The organism is Idiomarina seosinensis, assembly GCF_003987275.1.
Classification (GTDB): Bacteria; Pseudomonadota; Gammaproteobacteria; order Enterobacterales; family Alteromonadaceae; genus Idiomarina; species Idiomarina seosinensis.
This window is the reverse complement of sequence record NZ_PIQF01000003.1, coordinates 345,984-371,217: the sequence shown is the minus strand read 5'-3', so window position 1 is coordinate 371,217 and position 25,234 is coordinate 345,984. Positions and strand designations below refer to the sequence as shown.

Genomic DNA, 25,234 nt, shown 5'->3' with positions numbered 1-25,234 from the left:
TGCCTGTCACTATAGCTTGATTTCCCTAAGGATTGCAGCCATCAAACATAGAAATCGACCGCACCAAGCGCCAGTGGTTTTCCATTATCGACCGCAATCTGGTGTTCATCAACCACTTCGGTGGACTCATTTGCACTGCCATTGCTACCTGTTCCACGGTTATCGCCAGCTAAAGACTCCTGCTGCTGTTCGCTCACATTAGTGTCGGCCAATGCCACTCCCTGCTGTTCTAACATTTCTTTTAGACGCGGCAATGCCGATTCTACAGCCTCTCGAGCTTGTTGAGATTGCACCTGAAATTGTACGCTGGCTTGCTCACCATTCATGTTAACCCGTATTTGCAACTGTCCCAGCTCCGGAGGATCCAGTCTAATATCAGCCCGCTGAATATTTTTGCTAAGCATAATATTGATACGTTCTTGCAACTTCTGCGAAGCTTCAGCCTGCTGTGGATCAAATGGTTTTTGAATTGCCTGCATACTGCTTTGCAATGTTGACGAGGCTTCGCTCGACTTCATTGCACCAGACTGAGTGGAAACGACTGAGCTCTGCGTGTTGTTTAATTGTTCACTAAAGGATTTAGCCGTTTCGCTGGCTTCCCGGTTCTGACTGTTAGTAAATGCATTCATCAACTTACTCTCAGTGGAAGAATCAGATTTTCCCGCGAGCTTTCCGTCGAGCATTCCCTCAACCCGGGAGTCAGCTTTAGCGGAGTTAGCCTCAGCGTCTGCTGATAGCTTTTGTGAGCCGTTCGTCTCTGTCTTAGCTTGCTCAACAACGTCAGCAGTAGCAGCTAGCACCGGCGTTGGTTTACTCTGAGCCTGCTTATTCGAGTTTGTCGCGTTATCAACCAGCTGAGTTAACTGAGCCAACGCGTTTTTATCGCTAGAACTTTTTTGCTGAGCTACTGCCGACTGTTGTGCTAGTTGCTTATTAAGCTGTGCATCCAACGTATCAACAAACTTTTTCAGATTTTGTTTTTGTTCCTGATTTAATTGTTCAGCGTCGACCAGCTTCGATTTAATTTGCGCGATTAAATCTTCCGCCGCCTGCCGGCCTTGATTCGCAGCAGATTGAGATTGCTCAGCACCGCTGGTTTGCCCGCTATTTTCGTTGGTTAGCGTTTTTAACTGTTGCTGTAACCAGGCCAGCGATTGCTCGTCGATGTTTGCCTGTTCACCGTCGTTGGTCAATAAACTGGCCCCCTGACTGATACCTGCAGTCTCAGTCGTTTGTGTTACACCATGATCCACTGCGTTGACTGCGGCATTAGCAAGCTTGCCAACTAGCTGCAATCGGCTTAATAGTTCGTTATTTTCAACTTGATCGAGCCCCGACTGATCAAGTTCAATATCCGCGAGCAGTTGTTTTTGCTGATCCGACAGTCGTCCAACAAATTCTGTGGCAAGTTGTTGCCGCTGCTCAGCCGACAGTTCATCGGTGCCCATTTTTTGCAATAAAGCACTGACCTTTTCAGTCAGCTCTTCAGCACTAAGATCATCGGTTGGCTCACCAGACTCCGAGGATTCGCCGGACTCTGTGGTCCCGACCAGTAACGCCTGCATCTGCTCTAACATTTCTAATATTGGCGCTTCTTTAGAATTATCCTGGCTCTCGCCTAACTCACTTTTTCCACCACCGGTTAAAGCCTGCAATAACTTGCCATCATCAGCTGCTACTTGCTTAGGAGGTTCTTCAATGGGTAATATCCAGGAAAAGCCCTGTCCTTCTTTACCTTTTTCATTCAGTTTTAAACCACTTAACAGCGCCTTAGCAAAATCACCGGTTTCGCCACTGCTGGCGGCATCACCATTGAGCTTTAGCTCTGGTGTTCCTTTTTGGAATAACTCCGACTGACCTGTAAGTGTTAGCAACTGATGCATAATAGACTCTCAATGTTGACATTATCTTCCATTGGTAAAGCAATAACTGTACCAACTAAAGACTTAACTGCCCTTTCTGGCTCTAAGTTTTGTTTCGCGAATAAAGCGTTGGCTGGAGAAATCATCGAGATTTTTTTGCTCGCGCCGCGCTACATCTTTAGCTTCACGCTTCTTTTGTTCATTAATTAAATGTTCAATCGATTCTTTCTTACGGCGTTGTTCAAACCATTGTTGCTTGCGCTGGTTAGCCACCTCTTGCAGTCGGACAACCGATTTGTGCAATTGCTCAACGCCTTCGTCGAGCTTACCAACAAACGCGTGGTACTGACCGAACTGGCGCGAGATAATGCCATTTGTGCCGCGCTGCTGTAACTGCGTCAAATAATCCAGACGGTATTGAGACAGCCCTTCTAAACGCTGTTGTTCTTCATTAACTTGTTGCTGTACTTGTGCAAACTGAGCAGCAGCATCGTCAGTTTTACGCTGCTCCATTTCCAGCAACATGTGCATTTGTCGTAACTCAGCCATACGCGATTACATTAACCTTGTTTTTGGTACTGTGGGTTAATAACTTGAGCCAACTGAATCAGGCTCTCGTCATAACTAACCACAGATTTCATCGGTTGCTGTAAAAACCGTTCTACCCGCGGCTGCATCGCAATCGCTTGATCAATAGCGGGATCAGAACCCTTGCTGTAAGCACCAATCGCAATCAAGTCACGGTTCCGACGATAATTTGAATACCACTTTCTAACCTGAACGGCCTGTTTCATATGTTCATCAGACACGACCTGCGGCATAACCCGGCTAATCGATGCCTCGATATCTATCGCTGGATAGTGCCCCGAGTCGGCCAACTCACGGCTTAATACGATATGGCCATCGAGAATTGCTCGTGACGAATCCGCAATCGGATCCTGCAAATCATCGCCCTCGGTAAGTACCGTGTAAAATGCGGTCACCGAACCCTGGCCTTCGCCGCCATTACCGGCGCGTTCCACCAGTGCCGGTAATTTGGCAAATACTGAAGGCGGATAACCTTTTGTTGCCGGGGGTTCACCAACGGCCAGCGCAATTTCACGTTGTGCCATTGCATAACGCGTCAACGAATCCATCAACAGCAATACATTAAGGCCCTGATCGCGAAAGTATTCGGCAATTTCTGCAGCAGCTTCGCAGCCACGCAGCCGAATTAGCGGTGATTGGTCAGCGGGAGCAGCAACCACTACCGACTTCTCCAGCCCCTCTTCGCCCAGTATCTCTTCGATAAACTCTTTAACCTCACGGCCCCGTTCGCCAATAAGGCCAACCACAATCACGTCAGCGTCGGTACCGCGGGTCATCATTCCTAACAACACACTTTTACCAACACCACTACCGGCAAAAAGCCCCATGCGCTGCCCCTGACCGACAGTAATGCAGGCGTTTATTGCGGTAACTCCCACGTCCAATGGCTGTTTAACCGGCCGCCGATTTAAAGGGTTTACAGGTTGGCTACGATAACGGCGTTTCTGATCGGAAAAGATAGGGCCGCGACCGTCGAGTGGGTTACCACGGGCGTCGATAACCCTTCCTAACAGCTCCATTCCAAACGGTAGTTCTTGTTTCGATGAGCGCGGCTTTACTTTGGCCCCAGGCACTACGCCATGCGCGTCCTGGGTTGGCATTAAATAACTAATGTTATTTTCAAAGCCCACAACTTCCGCCTCAATGTCACCGTGAGCAGACTCAACCGAACAGCTAGAGCCAATAGGCGCTCGTACTCCCACCGCCTCAAACATCAAACCAACCACTCGGGTCAAATAACCAGACACCAGCACTGGTGGCGGATTAATACGTTCGCGTGCTTTCTTTAATCCAGCGAGTATCGAGTCACTCATGGCTTAACCCTTGATACTGTCGAAAACACTTTTGATGCGACTACTAAGGGTGTAGTCCACCGACGAGCTTTCTGTCGTTACCCGACAACCTCCGCGCTCCAACAATTCATCCTTGCTTAATAGCCAGCCGTGTTGCTTCAATTCTTCTTCGCTGTACATATCCTGAATGACTTCTAAGTCATCAGGATTTAGATGAATCACTACTCGTTGATCAGTCACCGGCAGCACCTCAAGAGCCTCACGTACAGCTTTCTTTATAATTTCTGGCTGCGAATACGGAACATCAAGACATATCGCCTGAGTTAACTCAGTAACCATATCGATTAATTCTGCCTGAATATCATCCGTCAGCTTACGGTCAGGATAGGACAGGCTGTCCAATAGTTTTATAAGCTCTTTAGCCTGTACATCCATCTTTGCCTTGCCGTCAGCTAACCCTTGTTCGAAGCCTTTTTCGAAGCCTTCTTGTTGACCGTTTTCCAGACCTTCGGTATGGCCCGCTTGTTGGCCTTCTTCATGACCCGCGTTGTAACCTTCTTTAAACCCTTCTTCACGAGCCGCTTCACGAATCTGTTCAAGTTCTTCAGCCGTCAGAGGCTGTAGCTCTGGCTCTTCGTCATCCTCGGTTTCAGGCGGTTCGTACTGCCAACGAGTCGGCTTATTTAGAACGTTGGTCTTACCACCTGTTAAATGTTCGTCGGACGTAATATCCGGAAACTGCCATTTTTCCGTTGTTTTTTGACCATCGCTCATAGTTGCTCGTTACCTGTTAACGCTTATAGGAATTCGTCACTGCCGCCACCGCCGAGCATAATTTCGCCAGCATCCGCTAACCGACGAGCCACAGCCAGAATGTCTTTTTGTGCAGCTTCCACGTCACTAATACGAACAGGTCCCATAGCTTCAAGATCGTCTTTAAGCATTTCTCCAGCTCGTTTTGACATGTTTTTAAAGACCTTCTCTTTGACATTATCGTCGGCGCCCTTCAGAGCTTTTTGCAGAACATCACCCTCGACTTCACGCAATAGCGCCTGAATGCCACGATCGTCTACTTCTACTAAGTTTTCGAACACAAACATCAAGTCCTGAATCTGCTGACTCATTTCTTCGTCCTGCTCGCGGATAGCATCCATCAGCTGGCCTTCGATATTGGTATCCAGGTAGTTCATAATATCGGCCGCAGCCTTCAGACCACCCATCTTCGCCGCTTGCGCACCAGCCTGACCAGCGAATTGTTTCTCCATAATTTCGTTCAGTTCTTGCAACGCCGCCGGTTGTACTTCTTCTAAGTTGGCAATTCGCATCATCAGATCCAGCCGCACTTTTTCCGGGAACTGCGACATGATTTCGGCACTCTGGTCGGCATCCAGGTATGACATAACAATTGTCTGAATCTGTGGGTGCTCGTTACGAATAATGGTGGCTACTTGCTTCGAGTCCATCCATTTAAGCGAATCAAGACCTTTCGAGCCGCCGCCCATTACAATTTGCTCGATCAGATTACCAGCTTTGTCTTCACCCAGAGCAGAAGTGAGTGCCTTGCGCACAAACTCTTCGCTCTTAAAGCCAATATTGGTAAATTTCTGAATCTCTTCCAGGAATAAGTTATGCACCGCATTCACTTTATCCTGATTAAAGTCCTGTAGGCTCGACATCGCCATTCCCACTTTTTGAACCTGCTTAGGTTCCAAGTGTTTAAGGATCTGCGCCGCGTCTTCTTCTGACAAGCTCAGCAGCAAAATGGCGGCTTTTTCAACGCCTTCAAGACTGTGAACGTCAAAGTCTGACTGACCTTTTTGGGTTTGCATCTGTGTATTAGGCATCTTCGTTTAACCACGCTTTAACCACTTGAGAAGACAACTCTGGCTCGTTTGCAACTAGCGCGCGAACCGCTTTCAGCAGATCTTCATCTTTATGTAAGTCCGGTAACTGCAAGCTACCGTCAGCACCAAAGCCGATTGAGCTTTCATCAAACTGAGAGGATAACAGATCGATCGTCTCATCGCCCATCGCCTCGTCATCGTCCATTAACGCATGTGCATCGTCTTCGAGATCCTGCGTTGGGTTCATTAGTTTCTTCAGCATGGGTCGAACGACAGCAACAATCAATACGATGATGACCAGAGCACCCATCACTAAACGTAATGCGCGCCAGAACCATGGTTGATCCCAAACTGCAGGCTCTGCTTCACCCAGGTCCGGCAGCTGCGCAAATGGTACAGAAACCACTTCCAGCGAGTCTCCGCGGTTCAAACTGAAGCCAAGGCTGCCCTGCAGCAAGCGACGAATGTTTTCTAGTTCTCGTTCAGAGTGCGGCTGCTGCACAGACTCGCCTTCGGCATTCTGAGTCGTTTCCTGATTCACGGCGACCGACACGCTCAAGCGATCAATGACGCCGGTTTGGCTTTGAGTATAACTCACCGAGTTATCCAACTCATAATTGCGGGTCGCCTCGCGGCTCATGCTGCCGCTGCCTTGGCGCTGCGCACTACTACCATTAGCTTGCTCAGGAATATCCGATTCCAGTGGTGGCTGGTTGCTCAATGCGCCCGGTATACCGCCAATCGCAGTCCCGTTAGAACGAGTTTCACTGGTCATTTCGCTGCGAATAGCAGGCATATCAGGATTATACTGCCGTTGGGTCGTTTCTTTACGGGTAAAGTCCATAGTAACGTCGACTTCAGCGGTGTAATTGTCGTAACCCAGAACTGGAATTAGAATGCTGTCAATTTTCTGGCGTAGCTCTTGTTCGCGCTTAAGTTCTAACTGATATTCTCGGCTGCTTTGTGCGGCAAGCGCACTCTGTGAGCCGGAGTTTAATAAGCGACCATTTTGATCCGTTACGGTGACATGTTCAGTCTGTAGACCGGTAACAGACGAAGCGACCATATCGACTATCGACGCAACCTCTTCCTCACCCAGCGACTGAGTTCCACGAACCTTTAGCATCACCGATGCCTTTGGCTGCTTTTCACGGCGAGCAAAGACATTTTCTTTTGGTACGGCTAACAGTACTCTTGCTGCCGTAACGGCTTTCATTTCTTCGATAGCACGCGCTAGTTGAACTTCGCGTGAGTGCAATAAGCGTTCGCGTTCTAACCTTTGGCTCACACCAAAGCCGGGTTCGCTCATTAAAATCTCTGAACCCGTACTTTCAGTTTGACCATAATCTACACCAGCGCGGGTTAATTGCAGTTTAATCGCGTCGTAGTTTTCTTCAGGGACTGAGACGGTGTTGCCTTCTACGCTGTATTCAATGCCATTGGCGTCCAGGTAGTCGAGGGTGCTCACCAACTGCTCAGTTTCCATCTTTGCCAGTGGCCGATATGTTGACTCTTGTGCCCACAGCATGATGAATACCGCTATCGCCACACAAATCGCCAGCGCTAACACCACTACAACCTGACGTAACATGTCAAAGTTGCCGATCATATCCATAATGCCGGATTTTTTCTCGGTTGATTCAGTGTCGTTGCCCTGGGTATTGGTGCCGGGCTCGGTTACCATCAGGTCAGTTGATTCAGCCACAATTTAACTCCCTAATCAGGTCCGGTTAGACCGGCATTGACATAATTTCTTTATACGCTTCAACAACCTTGTTTCTTACTTGTACGGTTGCTTCAAAAGCGATACTGGATTTTTGACTGGCGATCATGGTTTGTTCCAGCGTCACGTTCGGATCGCCTAACTCCATGCGAGTTTTTAAGTCACCCGAGGTTTGCTGTAGCTCATTAACGTTATCAATGGCATTTTTCAGCATGTTAGAGAAGTCGGCTTGGGCATTGTTACCCGGTAGCGCGTTGACATTGGTCGCTTTATCCTGGCTTGCACTTGCACCAGATAAGGCTTGCCACTGTTGATAGGCTGCGTTGGCATCGACTTTCATCTTGGTCTCCGTCAAAATTTCCGCAATTGGATTCGTTAACAGAGTTAATGCAAATCGGATGCCAACTTTTTATTGACGAGTTTCTTACTAAATAGATAAACCGTTTTCACGAATTTTCGCTAACTTATAGCGTAATGTCCGCGGCGAAATACCGAGCTCATCAGCAACCGGTTTACGTTTACCATTGTGCTTTTGCAAAGCGCGTTTGATAATTCGGTATTCCTGATGAAACATCGACTCACCTAAGTCATCGTTACTGTCAGCAGCCGTTGTTATGGTAGTCTCGGGCTGTACCTGTTCAGGCAAAACACTCTGCCCTGAGGCCTGTTCCAGCATTAAATCTGCAGGCTGAATAATCCCCCCTGACTGCAACACTAGGGCCCGTTGAATAACGTTCTCCAACTCTCTAATATTGCCCGGCCATTCATATTCTTCCATTACCGAGCAGGTGTTCTCTGCAAACTCAATTGGGCCTTTAATACCCAGTCGAGCCTGATGGCGCTGCAATAACGCCTGTGCAATTGGTACGATATCTTTCGGCCGGTCACGCAGCGAACGCCACTGTAACGGGAATACATTTAACCGATAAAGCAAGTCCTCGCGCAATAAGCCGTCGCTGACGGCTTGTTGCAACTGACGATTAGAGGTCGCGATGACCCGCACGTCAAGATGAATAGACTTACGCGCACCCAGCCGTTCAACCTGCCGCTCTTGCAACACTCGCAGCAGTTTGGCCTGCAGGTTGATATCCATTTCGGTAACTTCGTCCAATAACAACGTACCGCCCTGCGCGAGCTCGAACTTACCGGGTGATGCTTGTGTCGCTCCGGTAAAGGCGCCCTTTTCGTAGCCAAATAAAATAGACTCCAGCATGTTTTCAGGAATCGCCGCACAATTAATAGCGACAAAGGGCTCAGCACAGCGACTTGACTGCTCATGAATGAACCGCGCCAAAACCTCTTTACCGGTACCACTGGGGCCACTAATCATTACTGTGGCATCGGTTGCAGCTACTTTTTTTGCCATCTCCAGCAACGCCAGGCTACTCGGGTCTTCAGCAACCACCGATTGTTCCGGTTCTGGTTGCAGCGGTAAATGGCGCTGTACCAACTTCAATAATGCTTCGGTTGAAAAGGGTTTACTCAGATAATCGACAGCACCTTCGCGCATCGCAATTACCGCATCATCCACCTTAGCAAACGCCGTCATCATAATCACCGGTTGCTCATAACCCTGATTTTTCATACTGCGAAGTAACTGCAGCCCATCAATGCCGGGCATTTGTACATCGCTGATAACAAGATCAATCGTGTTAGCTTTAAGTTCGACCAGCGCGCTTTCGCCTGAATCCGCCTGTAAACACTGATAGTCAGCTAGCTCCAGCGTGTCGACAATAGCTTCGCGCAGTGCCGCATCGTCCTCAACGATCAGTACATTGGCTTCAGCCATAACACACCTCCTTGGCAGCCGTTTGAATTTCGAAGATCGGCAGTGACAGCTTAAATTGAGTGCCCTGACCCGCCTCGCTCTGCCATTGCAGTTGTCCTTGGTGCGCCTTAACGACCGTATTGACCACGGCTAAACCCAAGCCCGTGCCGTTCGGTTTACTAGTAACAAAAGGTGTTAATAGCTGTTCTTTAAGCTCGGCCGGAATGCCTTCCCCCTCATCCGTTACCGAACAATACCAGTCGGTCTCGCTATAGCCTGTTTCAATAACCACGGTTTGGCCGGAACTGCTGGCGTCTACGGCGTTGGTAATTAAGTTTTGAATAGCACCGCTTAAAGCTACCTGACTGGCTTTTAAAATAATTGGATCTGGGCTATTGGTGGCAGTTACTTGCTTGAGTTCAATCTGGCGACTGTCCGCATACGGCTGCACCGATGTCAGCACAGACTGCATCAGCTGTTCGGCGGGCATCTGTTCAAGCACCTGCTTATCGCCACTTTTGGCAAACAACAACATGTCGTTAACTTGCTGCTCTAAGGAGTTAAGTCGGGACATCAGTTTGTCCGAAAAACGCCGTTGGCGACTTTCATCCAGCCCCGGAGTCGCAAGGTTTTGTGCATATAATAAGGCCGCCGAAAGTGGCGTGCGTATTTGATGCGCCAGCGATGCAACCATGCGACCCATGGCCGATAAGCGTTGTAGGTGACTAATTTTTTGTTGTAAATGTCGAGTTTCGGTCAGATCCGTGAGTACGATAAGCTGTCCGGAGCCATCCTCCAGCCCCGATATATCAACTTTTACACGTCGACCATTGCGTAAGGAAACTTCGTGCCAGTCGTCTTCTTGTGGTGAAAAGCAGGTAGCGACGCAATCCCGCCACAGTTGACCGACCAGTGAGGCATTCATCAGTTGCCGGGCATTGTCGTTACAATGCTCAACCACGCCTTGATCATCCAACAAGATGACGGCATTAGGCATCGCGTCTATTAGTGAACGATGAGCCTGCATAATATCCTCTGTGCTAACCCAAAAAAGAATTAGCCAATATTATGCAAACAACATGCCTACTTTTATTGCTTGTATTTCAAAGACTTATGAGGATTAGAGGTGTCAATAAACCGACACCTATTGCTTTATTTGATATTTCTTCATCTTTTCAACCAGCGTGGTACGACGCATGCTGAGCAATTCGGCAGCCTTCGCCACAACACCGTCGGCTTTCTGCAGTGCCTGACGGATCATTTCAATTTCAAGTTCGCTCAGCATATCCTTAAGGTTAACACCGTCATCCGTTAACTCTGAGCTGACCGGTGTCTGCACGTCAGTCTCATCTTCTAAATCATCGTCGCCAAAGATAGAGTTTAACGCCTCCCGCTCTAACAACTCATCGGGATAATCCGGGGCCACTGGTTGGTGCTCAACGTGTTGATATTTCGGCGGCAAATCCTGCACATCAACTAATTGCTCCGGGTGCATAATCGTCAACCGTTCAATTAGGTTGGTCAGCTCGCGTACGTTACCCGGCCAGTGATGTTTGGACAATGAGTCCAGTGCTTCCGTCGTAAAACGAACACCAACGCCCTGCTCTTTCTTAAAGCGTGCGGTAAGTTCCCGCAACAGTATCGGCACGTCGTCCTGTCGTTCGCGCAAGGAAGGCACTTCGATCGGGAAAACGTTCAATCGATAGTACAGATCTTCGCGGAACTTTCCTTCGTTTATCATCGTCTCTAAATGCCGATGCGTAGCGGCGACAACTCTTACGTCAGCCTTTAGACTTTTGGCTCCACCTACCCGCTCAAAGGTTCGCTCTTGCAGCACTCGTAAAAGCTTAACTTGCATGGCTAATGGCATATCACCGATTTCATCTAAAAACAGTGTGCCGCCTTGCGCCAGTTCAAAGCGCCCTTTACGCGTACCAATAGCGCCTGTGAAGGCGCCTTTTTCATGGCCGAACAGCTCACTCTCAAGCAAGTCGCCAGGGATCGCACCACAGTTAACCGGTACAAAGGGCCCTTGTTTACGTTCGGACATTTGGTGAATACCACGAGCGACAACTTCTTTACCGGTTCCTGACTCACCTAATACTAAAACATTGGCGTCACTGCCGGAGACTTGCGCGACCATCCGTTTAATATTTTGCAACGCGTCGCTTTGACCCACCAGCATGGATTCTAAAACGCCTGCCTTTTGATTATGTGAGCCGTGATGCTGGACCAGATTACGGTGGTAGGTATGACAGTAATGCAGCCAGCGCGACAACTCCTGATAGTCGACCGTGTCATCAATTGGCCCAATAACGTTGGCGCGCTTTAATGCCGCCTGGTGTTGCTCCGCTGCACAAATAAAAGGAATCGCCGGATTTTCGCTCGCGTGCAGTTCTAAATCATCAATGCCATTACCTGCGATAACGCACAGAGCATCTGACAATGGCGCACCGCTGCTTATCGATGTAAGCGTCGATACCCGTTCGCCAATAAAAGTCAGCACTGTTTCTAAACGTTGTTGACGCTGTTTATCTTGCTCCAGCAGGTAAATTGTTTTGCCGTTACTCATAAAGGCTTAACCGACTCTTTCCTATTGATCAAGCATGCCCAAGCGAAAACGCCTGACCTGCGCTGTGGATAACAAATTCTTTATCAGCTTTATCTGAGCCAGGCTCAGCCATCTCTGCCCATTGATAATATACATTTCGGTGTACTTTTGCGGTCATACCTCTTAGTAGACGCACATAAGGCAGGTCGCCAATCACGACCAGCGGCGTTTGTTGCGACAAAACATAGCGCTCACCAATATTGGTAATGACTTGTACTGCCCGCTCACCATCTACTTCGACTTGTTCCCAGCCGGTTATTACAAACGGCGCATCATCGACCGCTATTTTAACCTTTTCCGCCGGCGTTACCAAAAAGTAATCCTGTTGTTCTTTTACCAATACCGAAGCAAAAAGTTTAACCAATTGTGGGCGTTCTATTTTGCTTCCCTGGTATTCCCAGTCACCATTACTTTTAATCCGCAACGGGATCTCACCACAATAAGGAGGGTCCCACTGCTCAGTCGGGGCGTGACTGTGCGACTCGAGCTGTTCAAAAAGTCGATTCAAGGACATAGAGCGTTAATCAACTAACTTTTTCTGTCTTAACAAATACCACAAAGTGGCTTCTGTACGGTTAGACACTTTAATGGCTTTGAAAATTGCGGATAAATGCACACGTATGGTGCCTTCTGTAATGCCTAATATATTCGCGATTTCTTTATTCGAAAGCCCTTGTGCCAACAATTGCATAATCTCCAGCTGTCGGGGCGACAAGAAGGTTTCAACGCCGCTAGAGTGACTGCGAGGTTCATTTAACGTTGGGTCATCCGGAATATAGCGATCGCCGTTGAGCAAACTTTTAATCGCTAGTTTCGCATGTTCTGCCGAAGCGTCTTTGGGTAAATAACTTCTGACTCCTGCGGCCAGCACTTGTCTAACATCACTCAACGAACGAGCCTGAGTAAATAACACGTTGTGAGCTCGCGGGGCCAACCGTTTTAAGCGTTGCAATGCCGGGCGAATTTCTTCGTCCGGTAAGTTCATTTCAATAAAAATAAGGTCGTACTCGTCAGCCGCTAAATAGGTTTCCGCTACAGCAAATGATTCCGCCTCGAAAATAGAGGGCTGCGCCGCATAGTTTGTAAGAACTTGTATAAGTCCCGCGCGCATGTAAAACGACGGATCAATGATTAATATCTTCATTATTTTGTCCCAACTTCGGCGACTACAATACTAACTTTTAGCATACCTGAATTCACTTTTTCAGCAAGTAGCATCACCGAACTATCTATGATTTTATGATAAAACGTTAAAAAAATAACAGCTTGTATTAACATCCTTTGATACAAATTTACCGCAAACCCGTTTATAGTGGCAAAATCTGTCACAAAGAGGTTGTTTATGTTTAAAAAAACACTCGTACTGCTTGTATCATTCGCCTTCTTTAGTACGTCGAGCGTTGCACAAACGGTTTACAGCAATATTAATGGTTATACCCTAGCAAGTCCTGCCGGTCAGGACGCTGTGTTACAACAGTTTCAAACGATGGTAACGCAAAATGGTCGCGTTCTGGCCATTGGTGATGCGTCTCTGGTGGATCATTATCCAGATTTTAACCGGGTCGACATGAACGGAAAAACAGTGATCCCCGGTCTTACCGACGCGCATGGTCACGTGCTGGGTTTAGGAATGAGCCTGTTGCAAGTTGACTTACGAGACACGAGCTCAGTGAACGATGCGGTGAGTCGTGTCGCCCGCTACGCCGATCAACAAGCTAATTTAAGCTGGATTACAGGTCGCGGCTGGAATCAGGAACAATGGCCGAGCCGAGCGTTTCCTAACGCTAGCCAGCTGGATGAAGTGGTCAATGACAAACCCGTATACTTAACCCGCGTTGATGCTCATGCAGGCTGGGCAAATCAAAAGGCACTAGAGCTAGCAGGTATTGATGCCAGCACGGTATCGCCCGATGGTGGCGAAATTGTAAAAGATGAAAATGGCGAGCCAACCGGCATTCTAATCGACAATGCCATGGGTCTGGTCGAGGAAGTCATTCCACAACCATCGGCGCAAGAAAAACGGCAAGCGTTCGCACTGGCCTTCAAACACCTGCTAAAACGCGGGATCACCAGTGTTCACGATGCCGGCGTCCCGGCCACAGACTTATCCATCTACAAAGGGTTGCAAAACCAGGGCCAACTACCATTGCGCATATACGCAATGGTCGCTGCAACTGAGCCACAACTACCACAACTGCTGGACCAAGGTCCTTATCAGTCCGATGACGATAAATTAACCATCCGCAGCGTAAAAATATACGCCGACGGCGCCCTTGGCAGTCGCGGAGCCGCATTAATTGAAGACTATAGCGACGATCACGGTAATCATGGCTTAATGGTAACCTCACCCGATGATATCGATTCGCTCTACAAATTGATTATTCCGCACGGCTTTCAAATTAACACACACGCTATCGGCGACAGAGCTAACCGCGTTGCATTAGACGCATTCGCTACTCACTTTGAAAATCTCGGCGGACGCAATTTACGCAACCGCATTGAGCACTCTCAGGTGGTGCATCCGGATGACTTACAGCGCTTTAAAGAGCTCAATATTATTGCGTCAATGCAGCCGACTCATGCCACCAGCGATAAGAACATGGCAGAAGATCGACTCGGCAAAGCGCGTATGCAGGGTGCTTATGCCTGGCAGACATTGCTTGATCAGGGAACCATTATTGCAGCGGGTTCAGACTTTCCGGTTGAGCTAGCAAACCCGTTTTATGGCCTGCACGCCGCGGTCACACGTCAGGACCGTCAGAATCAACCCGACGGTGGCTGGTATGCCGATGAAGCCATGTCAACCGAGCAGGCTCTGCGAGCATTCACTATCGATGCCGCCTATGCCGCCTGGCAAGAGCAGCAACTGGGTTCACTAGAACCGGGGAAATGGGCAGACTTTATTGTGATCGACCGGGACCTATTCGATATCCCGCCAAGCGACCTCTGGAAGGTAGAAGTTGAGCAAACCTATATTGCCGGCGAACAGGTATATGCTAAATAAGTCGCTAAAATTGCTTTAAGGTCAAGGAGAGATGCGTCAATGAACGATGACTTTTTATTCTCAGAAGATGAACCAGAAGTTGATCAGCCTGAGCAGGCTGCGCCTTTTCAAATTCTGATCGTTGATGATGACGAAGAGATCCACACCATCACGAAAATGGCACTGAGTGACTTTAAACTTGACGGTCATCCTCTGTCGTTTAATTCGGCTTATTCTGGCAGCGAAGCAAAAAAGGTTTTGCGCGAACGAGACGATATTGCCATGACCTTATTGGACGTAGTGATGGAGACCGATCATGCTGGACTTGAGGTCGCCCGCTGGATACGCCAGGACTTAAAAAATAAGTTAATCCGCATCGTGTTGCGCACCGGACAGCCAGGACAAGCACCAGAGGAAGACGTTATCGCGCGCTATGACATCGATGACTACAAGGAGAAGACCGAACTTACTTATCGCAAACTGGTTACCTTAATGTACTCTTGTCTACGTGCCTATCGCGATCTGAACGCGATAGAGCGTAACAAGCGCGGCTTAGAAAAGGTCATCAACGCCTCTGCAGAAGTTTTTACCGCTCAGTCGATGCAAGGTTTGTGTCAGGGAATTCTTGAGCAGTTGGTCGCTTTAATTACCCACTCGGACGACGCGTTATATTGTCGTTCAGCAAACGACAAAACCGAGGGTTTAACCGCGACAAACGAAGGTAATAGTAAGTTTGAGATCATCGGCGGAACCGGGGATTACGAAAAGTCTGCAGGCAAGCCGGTTGAAGAAAATATCGACTGGGAACTGATTCAGCAGTTACAAAGCAGTGCCAATCATGTCGAGTTTCGTATCCATAATAACAATTATTATGGACTCTATAAGACCCAGGGTGAACGACAGTATTTACTGTTTATAAAGGGAGTCCGCGAACTTTCTGAGCTTGATCAAAACCTGCTCGGGTTATTTGTGAATAATAGCTCTATCGCTATTGATAATCTGCACAGTCGTGATTCTGAGCGAGAAGCACAGCGTGAACTGCTATACAGCGTCGGTGAAGCCATAGAAAAGCGTTCCATCGAGCACACTAGTCATCTCGTTAAACGCTCGGCCGAAATGGCCGGTTACCTGGCCATCTTAACCGGTGCATCTGTAACCACTGCCGAAAAACTCAAGCAAGCAGCGTCGGTCTACGACATTGGTAAGGTATCGGTGCAAATGGAGTTAGCACAAAGCGCCGACGCACTCAGTATTCATGACTACGAAGAAATTATGCAGAAGGTTATCAAAGGACATGATTACCTGAATCAGACCGATACCGAAATTGCGCAGTTAGCCGCCAAAATAGCCCAGGATATCCATGAACGCTGGGACGGCAGCGGCTTTCCTAACCAAAAACATGGCGCTGACATCGATCTTTACGCCAGAATTTTGTCGATTACCAGCCAGTACGATGCGATTCGCAGTGAACGCAGCTATCGTGAAGCTCAACCAGTGACGGCAGCATCGGACTACATATTGCAGCATAACGGTCGATTTTTTGACCCCGAGCTTGCAGGGCTGATGCTTGATAATTTAGACGCAATAGAGAAAATTCGTCAGCGCTTTCCGGATAAACAGTAGATGACTGTTGAGGAATGACCATGGATCTTGAACAAATTCGTCGTGACTATGAGCTTGGCAGCCTGCCGCGCGAACAACTGGCGGCATCGCCACATGAGCAATTTGCGCTGTGGCTGCAACAAGCCATCGATGCAAAGCTAAGCGCCGATCCTACCGCGATGACAATCGCAACCGTAGACGCCAAGGGCGTCCCTAGCCAACGGGTTGTGTTGCTAAAAAGCAATGACAGTAATGGACTCCGGTTTTTCACCAATAAAAACTCGCACAAAGCGCGCGATCTGGCCGTCAACCCTAACATTTCGGCACACTTTTCCTGGCTGCCATTGGAGCGGCAGGTACAGATTACCGGTTCTGTCGAACCGTTATCAGAGCAACAAAACGATGCCTATTTTCGATCGCGCCCGAAGGCTAGCCAGATTGGTGCATTGGCCTCTAACCAAAGCGCGCCTATTGCCAGCCGCGAATTGCTCGACCAACAGTTTGAACAACTCATGCAAAGGTATCGTGATAGCGAAGTACCAAGACCCGAGCACTGGGGTGGGTACTTAATTAAGCCCAGCCAGTTTGAATTCTGGCAAGGCGGCCGCAACCGATTGCACGACCGCTTTACCTATACACTGGCAGATGGCCAGTGGGCTATAGAGCGCTTACAGCCTTAACTTAAAGAGCCGCCGGTAACGGAATACCGGTAAACTCGGCACAGCGGTTAAGCACTTTTAGGGTCGACTCACTGTATTCGAGCCCCTGCTGTAACTGTTGCTGCTTTTTCTGCAACGCCCGCTCACCGGGAATTCTGACTGGTTGCTGCGGGTCTATTGGCGTCGCGGTACGACAATCCTCTAACAAATCATCCACTTGCTGCAGAAACTCCTTTTCGTCACCAAAGGCGGTGGGGTCGATGACTTGCACCCAAACGGAGTTAGCATCCCCGTCCGCACTACCCTGACGGCGACCAAACTGGCTTAGCGCCATGGTCCAGATCTCGCTGAATAAAGTTAACCCATAACCTTTATAGCCAAGCTGCTCGCCGCCTAAAGGACCTATAGCGCTGCCCGGCTTCGCAAAAAACGTAGTAGGATCATCAGTCCACTGCCCGTTACTATCAATCAGTGCCGCATAAGGCAAATTAACCCCGTCAGCTTTGGCCTGACGTACTTTGCCAGCCGCTGTCATCGAGAAGCTAATGTCTAATAATAATGGCTGAGCAGAGCTTGGCACTCCCACCGCAAAAGGGTTGGGCGAAAACACTGCTTGTTTGGCTCCAAACGGAGCAACCGCACGCTGCCCGGGTGTCGAGCACATTAAACTGACCACCATGCCCTGCTCCGTTGCAATACTTAAATAGGAAGCAAGCGCTGCAACATGCTGGCTGCGCCGCATAACGACAGTGCCGGTACCAGCTTGCTTAGCCATGTTAATAGCACTCTCAATAGCCTGGGGCACCACATAAGGACCCGGCAATAATTGCGCATCCCAATGCGCCACGGCAGCCCGCTCGCTAATGACCACAGGTTGCCCTTTTGCCCGACTACTGCCATCACGCAACCATTGACAATTATTCAGCAACCGAATCAGACCATGAGTAGAAAATCCCAGTAAATCCCCTTCTAATAAGTAAAAACTGACATTACGTGCGATTTCTCCGGAAGCTCCTGCCTGCTCCAGACAATCGTTCGACCATTGCAATAATTGTTGATAATCAAACCGTTTAACTGCGCTCGACATTAAATTTCCTCTTGGTAACCCGAGACTCTATAGGTAAGCTTAGCGCTAAGACATTATCAAGGAGTAGGGATCGTGTCATCTACTGATACTATTAACCGAATTGCTGTCATCACCAGTGGCGGTGATGCACCAGGTATGAATGCGGCGATCCGCGCCGTCGTACTGGCCGCAGAAAACTACGGAATAGAAGTTATCGGCTTTCGTCATGGCTACGAAGGCGTTCTCACCAACGACTTTACAAAGTTAGGTCGGGAAAACGTAGAACACATATTGCAGTATTCCGGCACCATTATTAAAAGTGCCCGCAGCGAACGCTTCAAAACCGACGACGGCGGACGTGAGGCAGCAGAAAACCTGGATGCCCATCAAATTGATGGTTTTATCGTGATTGGCGGGGACGGCTCATTTCGTGGCGCTGAACATCTGGCGAAATTCTGGCAAGGTGCCATTATTGGCGTGCCAGGAACTATCGACAATGATTTGTTTGGCACCGACAACACCATTGGCTATGACACGGCCGTGGAAACCGCAATGGACGCATTGGATAAGATTCGCGATACAGCCGAAGCCATGGATCGCGTGTTTATCGTCGAAGTTATGGGCCGTAATGCCGGCTACATCGGCATTAGCAGCGCCATGGCCTGCGGCTCCGAACGTATGATTCTACCAGAGTTGCAAAAAGACAAACCTTTGACCGTTGATGCACTGGTTAAACACATCGAAGGTGTTCACCGGGTTCGCGGCGATTCCAGCTATGTCATGGTACTTTGTGAAAACCAATGGCCCGGTGGCGCCGTAAGATTAGCTGAGCAGTTAGAAGATCGGTTAAACTTTCCATGTCGGCCATGCTTGCTTGGCCACGTGCAGCGGGGCGGACGCCCCACTGCCATGGATCGGATACTGGCTACTCGATTAGGCGTACATGCGGTAGAATTAGTACGTCAGGGTAAAACGGGCGTAATGGCAGGAGTCAGCAATAATGACTTGTCCAGCACCCCGCTCCCGGAAACCTGGATGCAGCGCAAGCAACTCAGCCAGGAATTAATCGATATTCAGACCAAGTTATTTAACCCGGTCAAGAAAGAGCGCCACAAGGCGGTACAGAAAGAACAACATTGAGGTAAGACAATCTATGTCTCAGATCCCACTACCGGTGCCAACGAACGATCCAAGTCGTCCATTTTTTGGGGCTGACCGGGCATTCACAATTACTCCCGGACACACCCATATTATCGGCTTTGGGTTTGATGGAACCGCCTGCTTTCGAAAAGGCACCCGCGAAGGGCCTGATGGGCTACGCGCCGTTTCTGAAGACATTGAGTCATATTCCCCTTACCTGGACGCCGACTTAGAAGACCATGAGTTTTTTGACTTAGGTAACTTACGGCTCGGTTTTGACGAGGACGTAGAGCAGCAATGGCATCACGCGGTTAGCGATTTTAATGCGATTTTTGAACCACTGGACCTGCAGCAGACAAAAACCCGACTGCTGACCTTAGGCGGTGAGCATTCCATTTCCTACGCACCTATTGTTAAGCACTTGCAGCAGTATCCCGAGCTGGTGTTACTGCACTTAGATGCGCATGCCGACCTGCGCGATGGTTTTCTCGGCTACCATTATTCACACGCGTCGATCATCCGCCGCGTCTACGACCATTTCGGCAGCGGCCACCAGCTGATCCAGTACGGTATCCGTTCCGGCACCCGCGACGAATATCGTTGGATGAAAGAGAACGGCACCGTCAGAAATTCACGCCAGGACTTTTTGCAAAGCGTCAAAGACATTGCCGGCGACCGCCCTGTTTACTTGACGCTCGACTTAGATTACTTCGACCCCTCATTTTTACCGGGCACCGGTACCCCCGAGCCCGGCGGCGAAGATTTTCATTCGTTTGTCAGTCTGATGAAAATTCTGCGCGAGAAAAATTTTATTGGTGCTGATGTGGTCGAACTGTCGCCCAAAATTGATCCCACCGGAAACTCCGACGTATTTGCTGCCAAAATCGTCCGGGAAATTTTATTAACGTTAGAGCAAGCGGGAGCAGACGCCTAATGTCAGATTGGAATATTGAACAAGCGGAGGAGCTTTACGGCGTTAACCGTTGGGGAGCTGGCTATTTTTCGATTGGCGACAATGGCAATATTAAAATAGCGCCGAACCACCGTTATCCTGACATTACCATTGATATGCAGGAAGTAATCGACGAAATCAAATCCGAGGGCATTGAATTCCCCGCGGTTATTCGGTTTCACGACATTCTGCGTTCGCAAGTTGAAATCATCAACGAGACCTTTCAAAAGGTCATCAAAGAGGCTGATTATAACGGCGAATACTCCGGTGTGTTCCCAATTAAAGTAAACCAAATGCGCGAAGTGGTCGAAGAGATCATGGACGCCGGCGAACCCTATAATTATGGTCTGGAAGCCGGCTCTAAGCCGGAACTAATGGCGGTATTGGCTTATAACGACAATCCCGATGCGCTAACCATTTTGAATGGCTACAAAGACAAAGATTACCTGACACTCGCCCTACTCGGTCGTCAGCTACGACGCAAGATGATCATTGTCATCGAAAAATATTCAGAATTAGAAATGCTGATCCCACTGGCGAAAAAGCTTGGCGTTGAACCGATGATCGGTCTGCGCTCAAAAATGATGGTACGCAGCTCCGGTAAATGGGCAGGCTCCAGCGGTGATCGGGCCAAGTTTGGGCTAAGCATTGCCGAAATCCTGAATGTGGTCGAGCGCTTACGTCAGGAAGACATGCTGCATTGCGCCAAGTTGCTGCACTTTCATATTGGCAGTCAGCTGTCGGACATTCGCAAAATTAAAGAAGCGGTTACCGAAGGCGCACGCTTGTATGCCAAACTGGTGCAGGAAGGCGTACCGCTTGAGTATTTAGACATTGGTGGCGGCCTTGGTATCGACTATGACGGCACCAGCTCCACCACCGACTCCTCGCGTAACTACTCGACCGAAGAATACGTTGCCGACGTTGTCTGGGGCATTAAGCAAATATGCGATCTGGAAAAGGTCAAACACCCCAACATTGTCAGTGAGAGTGGCCGGGCAATGACCGCCCACCATAGCTGTGTGGTGACCAATATTGTCGGTGAAATTAAGCCTGCCGGAACCACTTTTGATGTTAGCCCGACCGATGACGAGCATATTCTGGTCAAGAACATGCGCGAACTCTACCTGTCCGGCGACCAGTATCACCCACAAGAGCGATACAACGACGCTGCGGGTTACAAACAAAACGCCTACGAAGCCTTTAAATTAGGCATCCTGTCACTGCCTGAGATGGCGCGGTTAGATACCATGTATTGGCAAATTCTGGCTGACATCCACCATTCGCTGGACGAAGAAAATCAGTTTATTCAGGAGCTGGAAGAACTCGAGGATATGCTGGCCAGCCAATACCTGTGTAACTTCTCTATTTTTCAGTCAGCCGCGGACACCTGGGCCATCGGCCAAGTACTACCGATTGTCCCGCTCGCCCGACTCAATGAAAAGCCGGAAGTACGTTGCTCAATTGTTGATATTACTTGTGACAGTGACGGTAAACTCAGCAAATACATTGAAGGCACCGAAATCAGTGACAACATTCCAATGCATTCGCTCAATAAGGGCGAGGACTACCATGTGGGACTGTTCCTTACCGGTGCTTACCAAGACGTAATGGGCGACATGCACAACTTATTTGGTCGTTTAACCGAGGTTCATGTGTACTGCCACGACGACGAACCCGGTGATTTTTATATCGAAGAAGTGGTTCCCGGCACATCCGCCGAAAAAGTGTTGCAGACCATGCAATACAACACCGAATCGATGGCGAAAACGATTAAGAAGCAAATCGACCGGCAAGTTCGAAAAGGCAGCCTGGCACCGCGTGAAGGCGTGCGTTGGACAAACTTTTACGAAAAATGCCTGGCCGGCAGCACCTATTTGAGTGTTGATTAAGCACAAACTGGCGATTTACTGAGCAAACAGTAAAAAACCTTAGAAAAGCGGTTGACTCAGAACTGAAAAAAACGTTTAATACGCCTCGTCGCCCGGATAGCTCAGTCGGTAGAGCAGAGGATTGAAAATCCTCGTGTCGGTGGTTCGATTCCGCCTCCGGGCACCACTTCCCCCTCCTAAGTGGTCCTCATTTGTACTTTAATCCCTTATTAATCAATAGCTTTAGCTTGATTAAGGTCTTTTGAAGTCCTTTTTAGTTTCTTACTATCCACAACTTTTTGTACACTGTTATGTAACACGGAACGAAATGTACTTAAGGTGTGTTACAAAAATGCCTAAAATCCCTGAGCCACTCACTCCCAAGAAGATCGATGCTGCGAAGAAAAAAGATAAAGAATATAATCTTTCTGACGGGCAAGGGCTGTTCTTGAGAATCAAACCCTCGGGTAAAAAGGTATGGATCTTTAACTACTCGGAGCCGTTTACTAAACGTCGAAAAAACCTAACACTGGGTAACTATCCTGATCTTTCTTTAAAGTTAGCGAGAGAAAAGCGCCAGCAAAATAGGGAGCTACTCGCCCAGGATATCGATCCCATATCTCATCGTGACGAGCAATTCGAGGCAAAGCGGGCTGCCGCTGGCAATACATTCAAAGCAGTAGCTGAGCGTTGGTTCGAGATACACAGCAAGGACTTAAAGCCTGGCACAGCTCAAAAGCTCTGGCGCTCGCTAGAGAATGACGTGTTCCCACGAATCGGATCAATACCCATTAAGCAGTTAACGGCACCGAAAGCCATAGAAGCCATTGAGGCACTTACCAAACGCAATAGCTTTGAAATGGCGCGTAAGGTCGCTCGCAGGATGAATAACGTAATGTCTTTCGCCTGTAACGTCGGTTACATCAAACATAACCCTCTTACAGGGATTAAAAAGGTGATCCCATCATCAGATGTTAAGAACATGCCAACACTGGCTCCTGATGAGCTACCGGAGCTCATGCGAGCTTTAAACTTTGCCAATATTAAATACGTGACACGTTGCTTGATTGAATGGCAACTGCATACAATGGTCCGTCCAGGTGAGGCCGTGCAAGCCCGCTGGGAAGAAATCGATTTCGATAAAGCCATATGGGCGATCCCCGCTGAACGAATGAAAATGGCACGCCCTCACGAAGTACCATTAACTAAGCAGTCACTAGCATTGCTGGAGTTCATGCAGCCATTGAGTGGCCATAGAGAGTTTATATTCCCTTCCGATAGGGCTCCCCTAAGGCATGCTAATAAAGAAACCGCTAACAGGGCACTCAAGCGCATGGGCTTTGAAGGTCGTTTAGTTGCTCACGGACTCAGAGCACTAGCCAGCACCACACTGAACGAGCAAGGCTTTGACAGAGACGTGATTGAAGTTGCGCTAGCGCACAAGGACAAAGACAAAATTCGAGCGGCATATAACCGCTCTACTTATCTGAAGCAGCGCAGGGAAATGATGGAATGGTGGTCTGGGCATATTGAAGAGGCGTCTAAAGGGTCTTTGAGTTTATCAGCTTCGATAAGAAGTTAGCCCCAAGGATCGAAGCTGATTGACTCTTGACTTAGTAGCTTGTTTCTTAATTCTTGACTCTTTTGGCTTTCCTAATACTGCCAACTCGAAGGTAATCAGCCTGTTCGATGCAATTCTCAGTAAGTTCTAAATCGGTGTAAAACTCTCGCTCTAGCAGCTCTTGCTCACCAGGAACATCGCAGTATCTCTCATCTTTGAAATCATCGGGGGGATAACCTTCAACTGGGTCTCTCTTCACCTCACTATCATGTGCGTCAACTCCCTCTTTTAGAATATAATGAAAATAGTTAGGCCTGTAATATTCGATGGCTGCCTTTTTATTTGCCAAAAGCCAGTCTATAACTTCTTTAACTGCCTTTGATTTTCCCGTTTTCCTCAAGGAGGTAGCTTGAGGTAAGTTTTGCCAAATCTCGATTGCAACGGCTCTTCTAAAGTTATCTTTATCCAGCATTCTTTTTCGGCCTAACAAGCCTTCACTCAATTTTTTAGCGTTCGTTATGCGCCTGTAAACAGTATTAGCACTATAGTTCCGTTTCTCTACCTTTTCGTTGTACTTTTCTATTTGGACTTTAAGTTGAGGCATGTCTTCATAGTGAAATGGAGCGAGGAAAGAGGACAACAGAAACTCGCTGGGATACTTGGTTTTGAGCGTATACTTATCACGAAATGGAGGTAGCTTGCGCACACTTTTGTAACCAGCTAACCACTCATTAAAGTTTATAGGCTTTAAAGGTTGTTTTAATAGCAATCCGCTCCCGTTCAAGTAACTTTTGAGTACCTGTATTTGACTATTCAGTATGTTCATTACACGTGTTTTGTTCACTTTGCTTTTCTCGAAATACAAAGCGAAGCTATATTTTTTCCTGTTGCCGACTTCGATTTTTTTTGGCTTTCTTTTTTTATTGAGCTTACCAGTCTTATTCTCGAAAAATATGCCTTCGAGTTTTAGCGCTATCTCCTCAGGTTCATCATGTTCAAGATCATAAAAAATGACCACATCCCAAGGTTCTTTTATAATAGCCCCGTAAGGAGGAACTGCAATTTGGAAGTTTTCAGGAGATTCTTCTATAGAACGATAAGGGAAGCACGACCAATCTTTAATAAGCTTTAAATCTTCATCTTTTGATTCGACAAAAGCCCGCCAGTTTGTTTTGACTCTTGGACTTATTAGTAGCGCAACTATAAGAAACCCGAACTTCAAGGACACTTGGTGTAACTGTTCGACGATAGCTTTCTCATCATTGTTCAACTTTCGAAATGGATTTCTCAACTCGAGAACCATTTGCTCATAGACCCGATGATCTAGCCCGTCCTTGATTACGGTTTTATGATGAGAGTAGACAAGACAGTTAGCCAACTTTACTAAGCTCCCTAGATACCTACTTTCGTCATCGCGCTCATAAGTAGATATAAGATGGTATTTGTAGTCTATCTGTCTCAGCCACGGAAGGATCTTTTTGGTCTCAACTAAAAGACCTTCATCCCCACGCAGTCTATCTACAACACTGCAACTTGCATAAACATATGCCCACCATTCTTGATAGCGACGCTCTTTTTCAAGCTTTAATTCTTCCAATTGCAGTGCACTCATAAAGCCTTATTAAATATATGATTTTAAATAACTTTTTGAAAAATCTATTTCCCACTTCTTGAACCTTTACCAAGTCTAGATTCTTCGCTGTAATTAGTCG

Annotated in this window: 21 protein-coding genes and 1 tRNA gene; 8 read left to right on the top strand and 14 right to left on the bottom strand. The window is 48.1% G+C overall.

Annotated features, from left to right (window positions below):
• Positions 1-41 precede the first annotated feature (41 nt).
• The 12 genes from CWI81_RS10825 to CWI81_RS10770 all read right to left on the bottom strand — a co-directional run bounded on the left by CWI81_RS10825 (position 42) and on the right by CWI81_RS10770 (position 12,832).
• Positions 42-1,883 (bottom strand): flagellar hook-length control protein FliK, encoded by a 1,842-nt coding sequence (locus CWI81_RS10825; protein WP_126785313.1) that lies wholly within the window; start codon positions 1,881-1,883, stop codon positions 42-44.
• A gap of 63 nt (positions 1,884-1,946) precedes the next feature.
• Positions 1,947-2,411 (bottom strand): flagellar export protein FliJ, encoded by a 465-nt coding sequence (gene fliJ / locus CWI81_RS10820; protein ID WP_126785312.1) that lies wholly within the window; start codon positions 2,409-2,411, stop codon positions 1,947-1,949.
• Between the two features lie 11 nt (positions 2,412-2,422).
• Entirely contained in the window at positions 2,423-3,763 is a 1,341-nt protein-coding gene (gene fliI, locus CWI81_RS10815; RefSeq protein ID WP_126785311.1) for a flagellar protein export ATPase FliI, read from the bottom strand.
• A gap of 3 nt (positions 3,764-3,766) precedes the next feature.
• Positions 3,767-4,516: a flagellar assembly protein FliH gene (gene fliH / locus CWI81_RS10810; RefSeq protein WP_126785310.1), complete on the bottom strand. Its 750-nt coding sequence runs from the start codon at positions 4,514-4,516 to the stop codon at positions 3,767-3,769.
• A gap of 23 nt (positions 4,517-4,539) precedes the next feature.
• Positions 4,540-5,586 (bottom strand): flagellar motor switch protein FliG, encoded by a 1,047-nt coding sequence (fliG, locus tag CWI81_RS10805; RefSeq protein WP_126785309.1) that lies wholly within the window; start codon positions 5,584-5,586, stop codon positions 4,540-4,542.
• Positions 5,579-7,270: a flagellar basal-body MS-ring/collar protein FliF gene (fliF, locus tag CWI81_RS10800; RefSeq protein ID WP_198678676.1), complete on the bottom strand. Its 1,692-nt coding sequence runs from the start codon at positions 7,268-7,270 to the stop codon at positions 5,579-5,581. Before fliF ends, fliG begins: the two co-directional genes overlap by 8 nt.
• 46 nt (positions 7,271-7,316) lie before the next feature.
• Entirely contained in the window at positions 7,317-7,649 is a 333-nt protein-coding gene (gene fliE, locus CWI81_RS10795; protein WP_126785307.1) for a flagellar hook-basal body complex protein FliE, read from the bottom strand.
• 87 nt (positions 7,650-7,736) lie between these two features.
• Positions 7,737-9,098 carry a sigma-54-dependent transcriptional regulator gene (locus tag CWI81_RS10790; RefSeq protein ID WP_126785306.1) on the bottom strand — a complete coding sequence of 454 codons (1,362 nt, stop codon included), beginning with the start codon at positions 9,096-9,098 and terminating at the stop codon, positions 7,737-7,739.
• A complete protein-coding gene (locus tag CWI81_RS10785; protein ID WP_126785305.1) occupies positions 9,091-10,104 on the bottom strand; it encodes a sensor histidine kinase in 1,014 nt (337 codons plus the stop codon). The genes CWI81_RS10790 and CWI81_RS10785 overlap by 8 nt, the downstream gene beginning before the upstream one ends.
• 117 nt (positions 10,105-10,221) lie before the next feature.
• Positions 10,222-11,649: a sigma-54 dependent transcriptional regulator gene (locus tag CWI81_RS10780; RefSeq protein ID WP_126785304.1), complete on the bottom strand. Its 1,428-nt coding sequence runs from the start codon at positions 11,647-11,649 to the stop codon at positions 10,222-10,224.
• 28 nt (positions 11,650-11,677) lie between these two features.
• Positions 11,678-12,202, bottom strand: a complete 525-nt coding sequence (locus CWI81_RS10775; RefSeq protein WP_126785303.1) for a DUF1285 domain-containing protein — start codon at positions 12,200-12,202, stop codon at positions 11,678-11,680.
• A 6-nt stretch (positions 12,203-12,208) separates the two neighbouring features.
• Complete coding sequence (locus CWI81_RS10770) at positions 12,209-12,832, bottom strand: LuxR C-terminal-related transcriptional regulator (protein ID WP_126785302.1); 624 nt, start codon at positions 12,830-12,832, stop codon at positions 12,209-12,211.
• A gap of 198 nt (positions 12,833-13,030) precedes the next feature.
• Between CWI81_RS10770 and CWI81_RS10765 the strand changes: the two genes are divergently transcribed.
• Genes CWI81_RS10765 through pdxH form a run of 3 tightly spaced genes read left to right on the top strand, consistent with a single transcriptional unit; the run spans position 13,031 to position 16,953 of the window.
• Positions 13,031-14,692 (top strand): amidohydrolase, encoded by a 1,662-nt coding sequence (locus tag CWI81_RS10765; protein WP_126785301.1) that lies wholly within the window; start codon positions 13,031-13,033, stop codon positions 14,690-14,692.
• Between the two features lie 39 nt (positions 14,693-14,731).
• Positions 14,732-16,294: a response regulator gene (locus CWI81_RS10760; protein ID WP_126785300.1), complete on the top strand. Its 1,563-nt coding sequence runs from the start codon at positions 14,732-14,734 to the stop codon at positions 16,292-16,294.
• A 20-nt stretch (positions 16,295-16,314) separates the two neighbouring features.
• Positions 16,315-16,953: a pyridoxamine 5'-phosphate oxidase gene (gene pdxH, locus CWI81_RS10755; RefSeq protein ID WP_126785299.1), complete on the top strand. Its 639-nt coding sequence runs from the start codon at positions 16,315-16,317 to the stop codon at positions 16,951-16,953.
• Position 16,954: 1 nt separating this feature from the next.
• On the opposite strand, the gene CWI81_RS10750 is transcribed toward pdxH, so the two are convergent.
• On the bottom strand, positions 16,955-18,019 hold the full coding sequence (locus CWI81_RS10750; protein ID WP_126785298.1) for an Ldh family oxidoreductase: 1,065 nt from the start codon (positions 18,017-18,019) through the stop codon (positions 16,955-16,957).
• Between the two features lie 72 nt (positions 18,020-18,091).
• On the opposite strand from CWI81_RS10750, the gene CWI81_RS10745 reads away from it, so the two are divergent.
• The 5 genes from CWI81_RS10745 (at position 18,092) to CWI81_RS10725 (ending at position 23,543) form a co-directional block, all read left to right on the top strand.
• Positions 18,092-19,138, top strand: a complete 1,047-nt coding sequence (locus tag CWI81_RS10745; RefSeq protein WP_126785297.1) for a 6-phosphofructokinase — start codon at positions 18,092-18,094, stop codon at positions 19,136-19,138.
• A 13-nt stretch (positions 19,139-19,151) separates the two neighbouring features.
• The gene (gene speB / locus CWI81_RS10740; protein ID WP_126785296.1) at positions 19,152-20,072 is read left to right on the top strand and encodes an agmatinase; all 921 of its coding nucleotides are present in this window, start codon (positions 19,152-19,154) and stop codon (positions 20,070-20,072) included.
• A complete protein-coding gene (gene speA, locus CWI81_RS10735; protein ID WP_126785295.1) occupies positions 20,072-21,982 on the top strand; it encodes a biosynthetic arginine decarboxylase in 1,911 nt (636 codons plus the stop codon). Before speB ends, speA begins: the two co-directional genes overlap by 1 nt.
• A 90-nt stretch (positions 21,983-22,072) precedes the next feature.
• Positions 22,073-22,148, top strand: a tRNA-Phe gene (locus CWI81_RS10730).
• 165 nt (positions 22,149-22,313) lie between these two features.
• Entirely contained in the window at positions 22,314-23,543 is a 1,230-nt protein-coding gene (locus tag CWI81_RS10725) for an integrase domain-containing protein (RefSeq protein WP_198678675.1), read from the top strand.
• Between the two features lie 46 nt (positions 23,544-23,589).
• Here the strand turns inward: CWI81_RS10725 and CWI81_RS10720 are convergent, their stop codons facing one another.
• Entirely contained in the window at positions 23,590-25,134 is a 1,545-nt protein-coding gene (locus CWI81_RS10720) for a hypothetical protein (RefSeq protein WP_126785293.1), read from the bottom strand.
• Between the last annotated feature and the right edge of the window lie 100 nt (positions 25,135-25,234).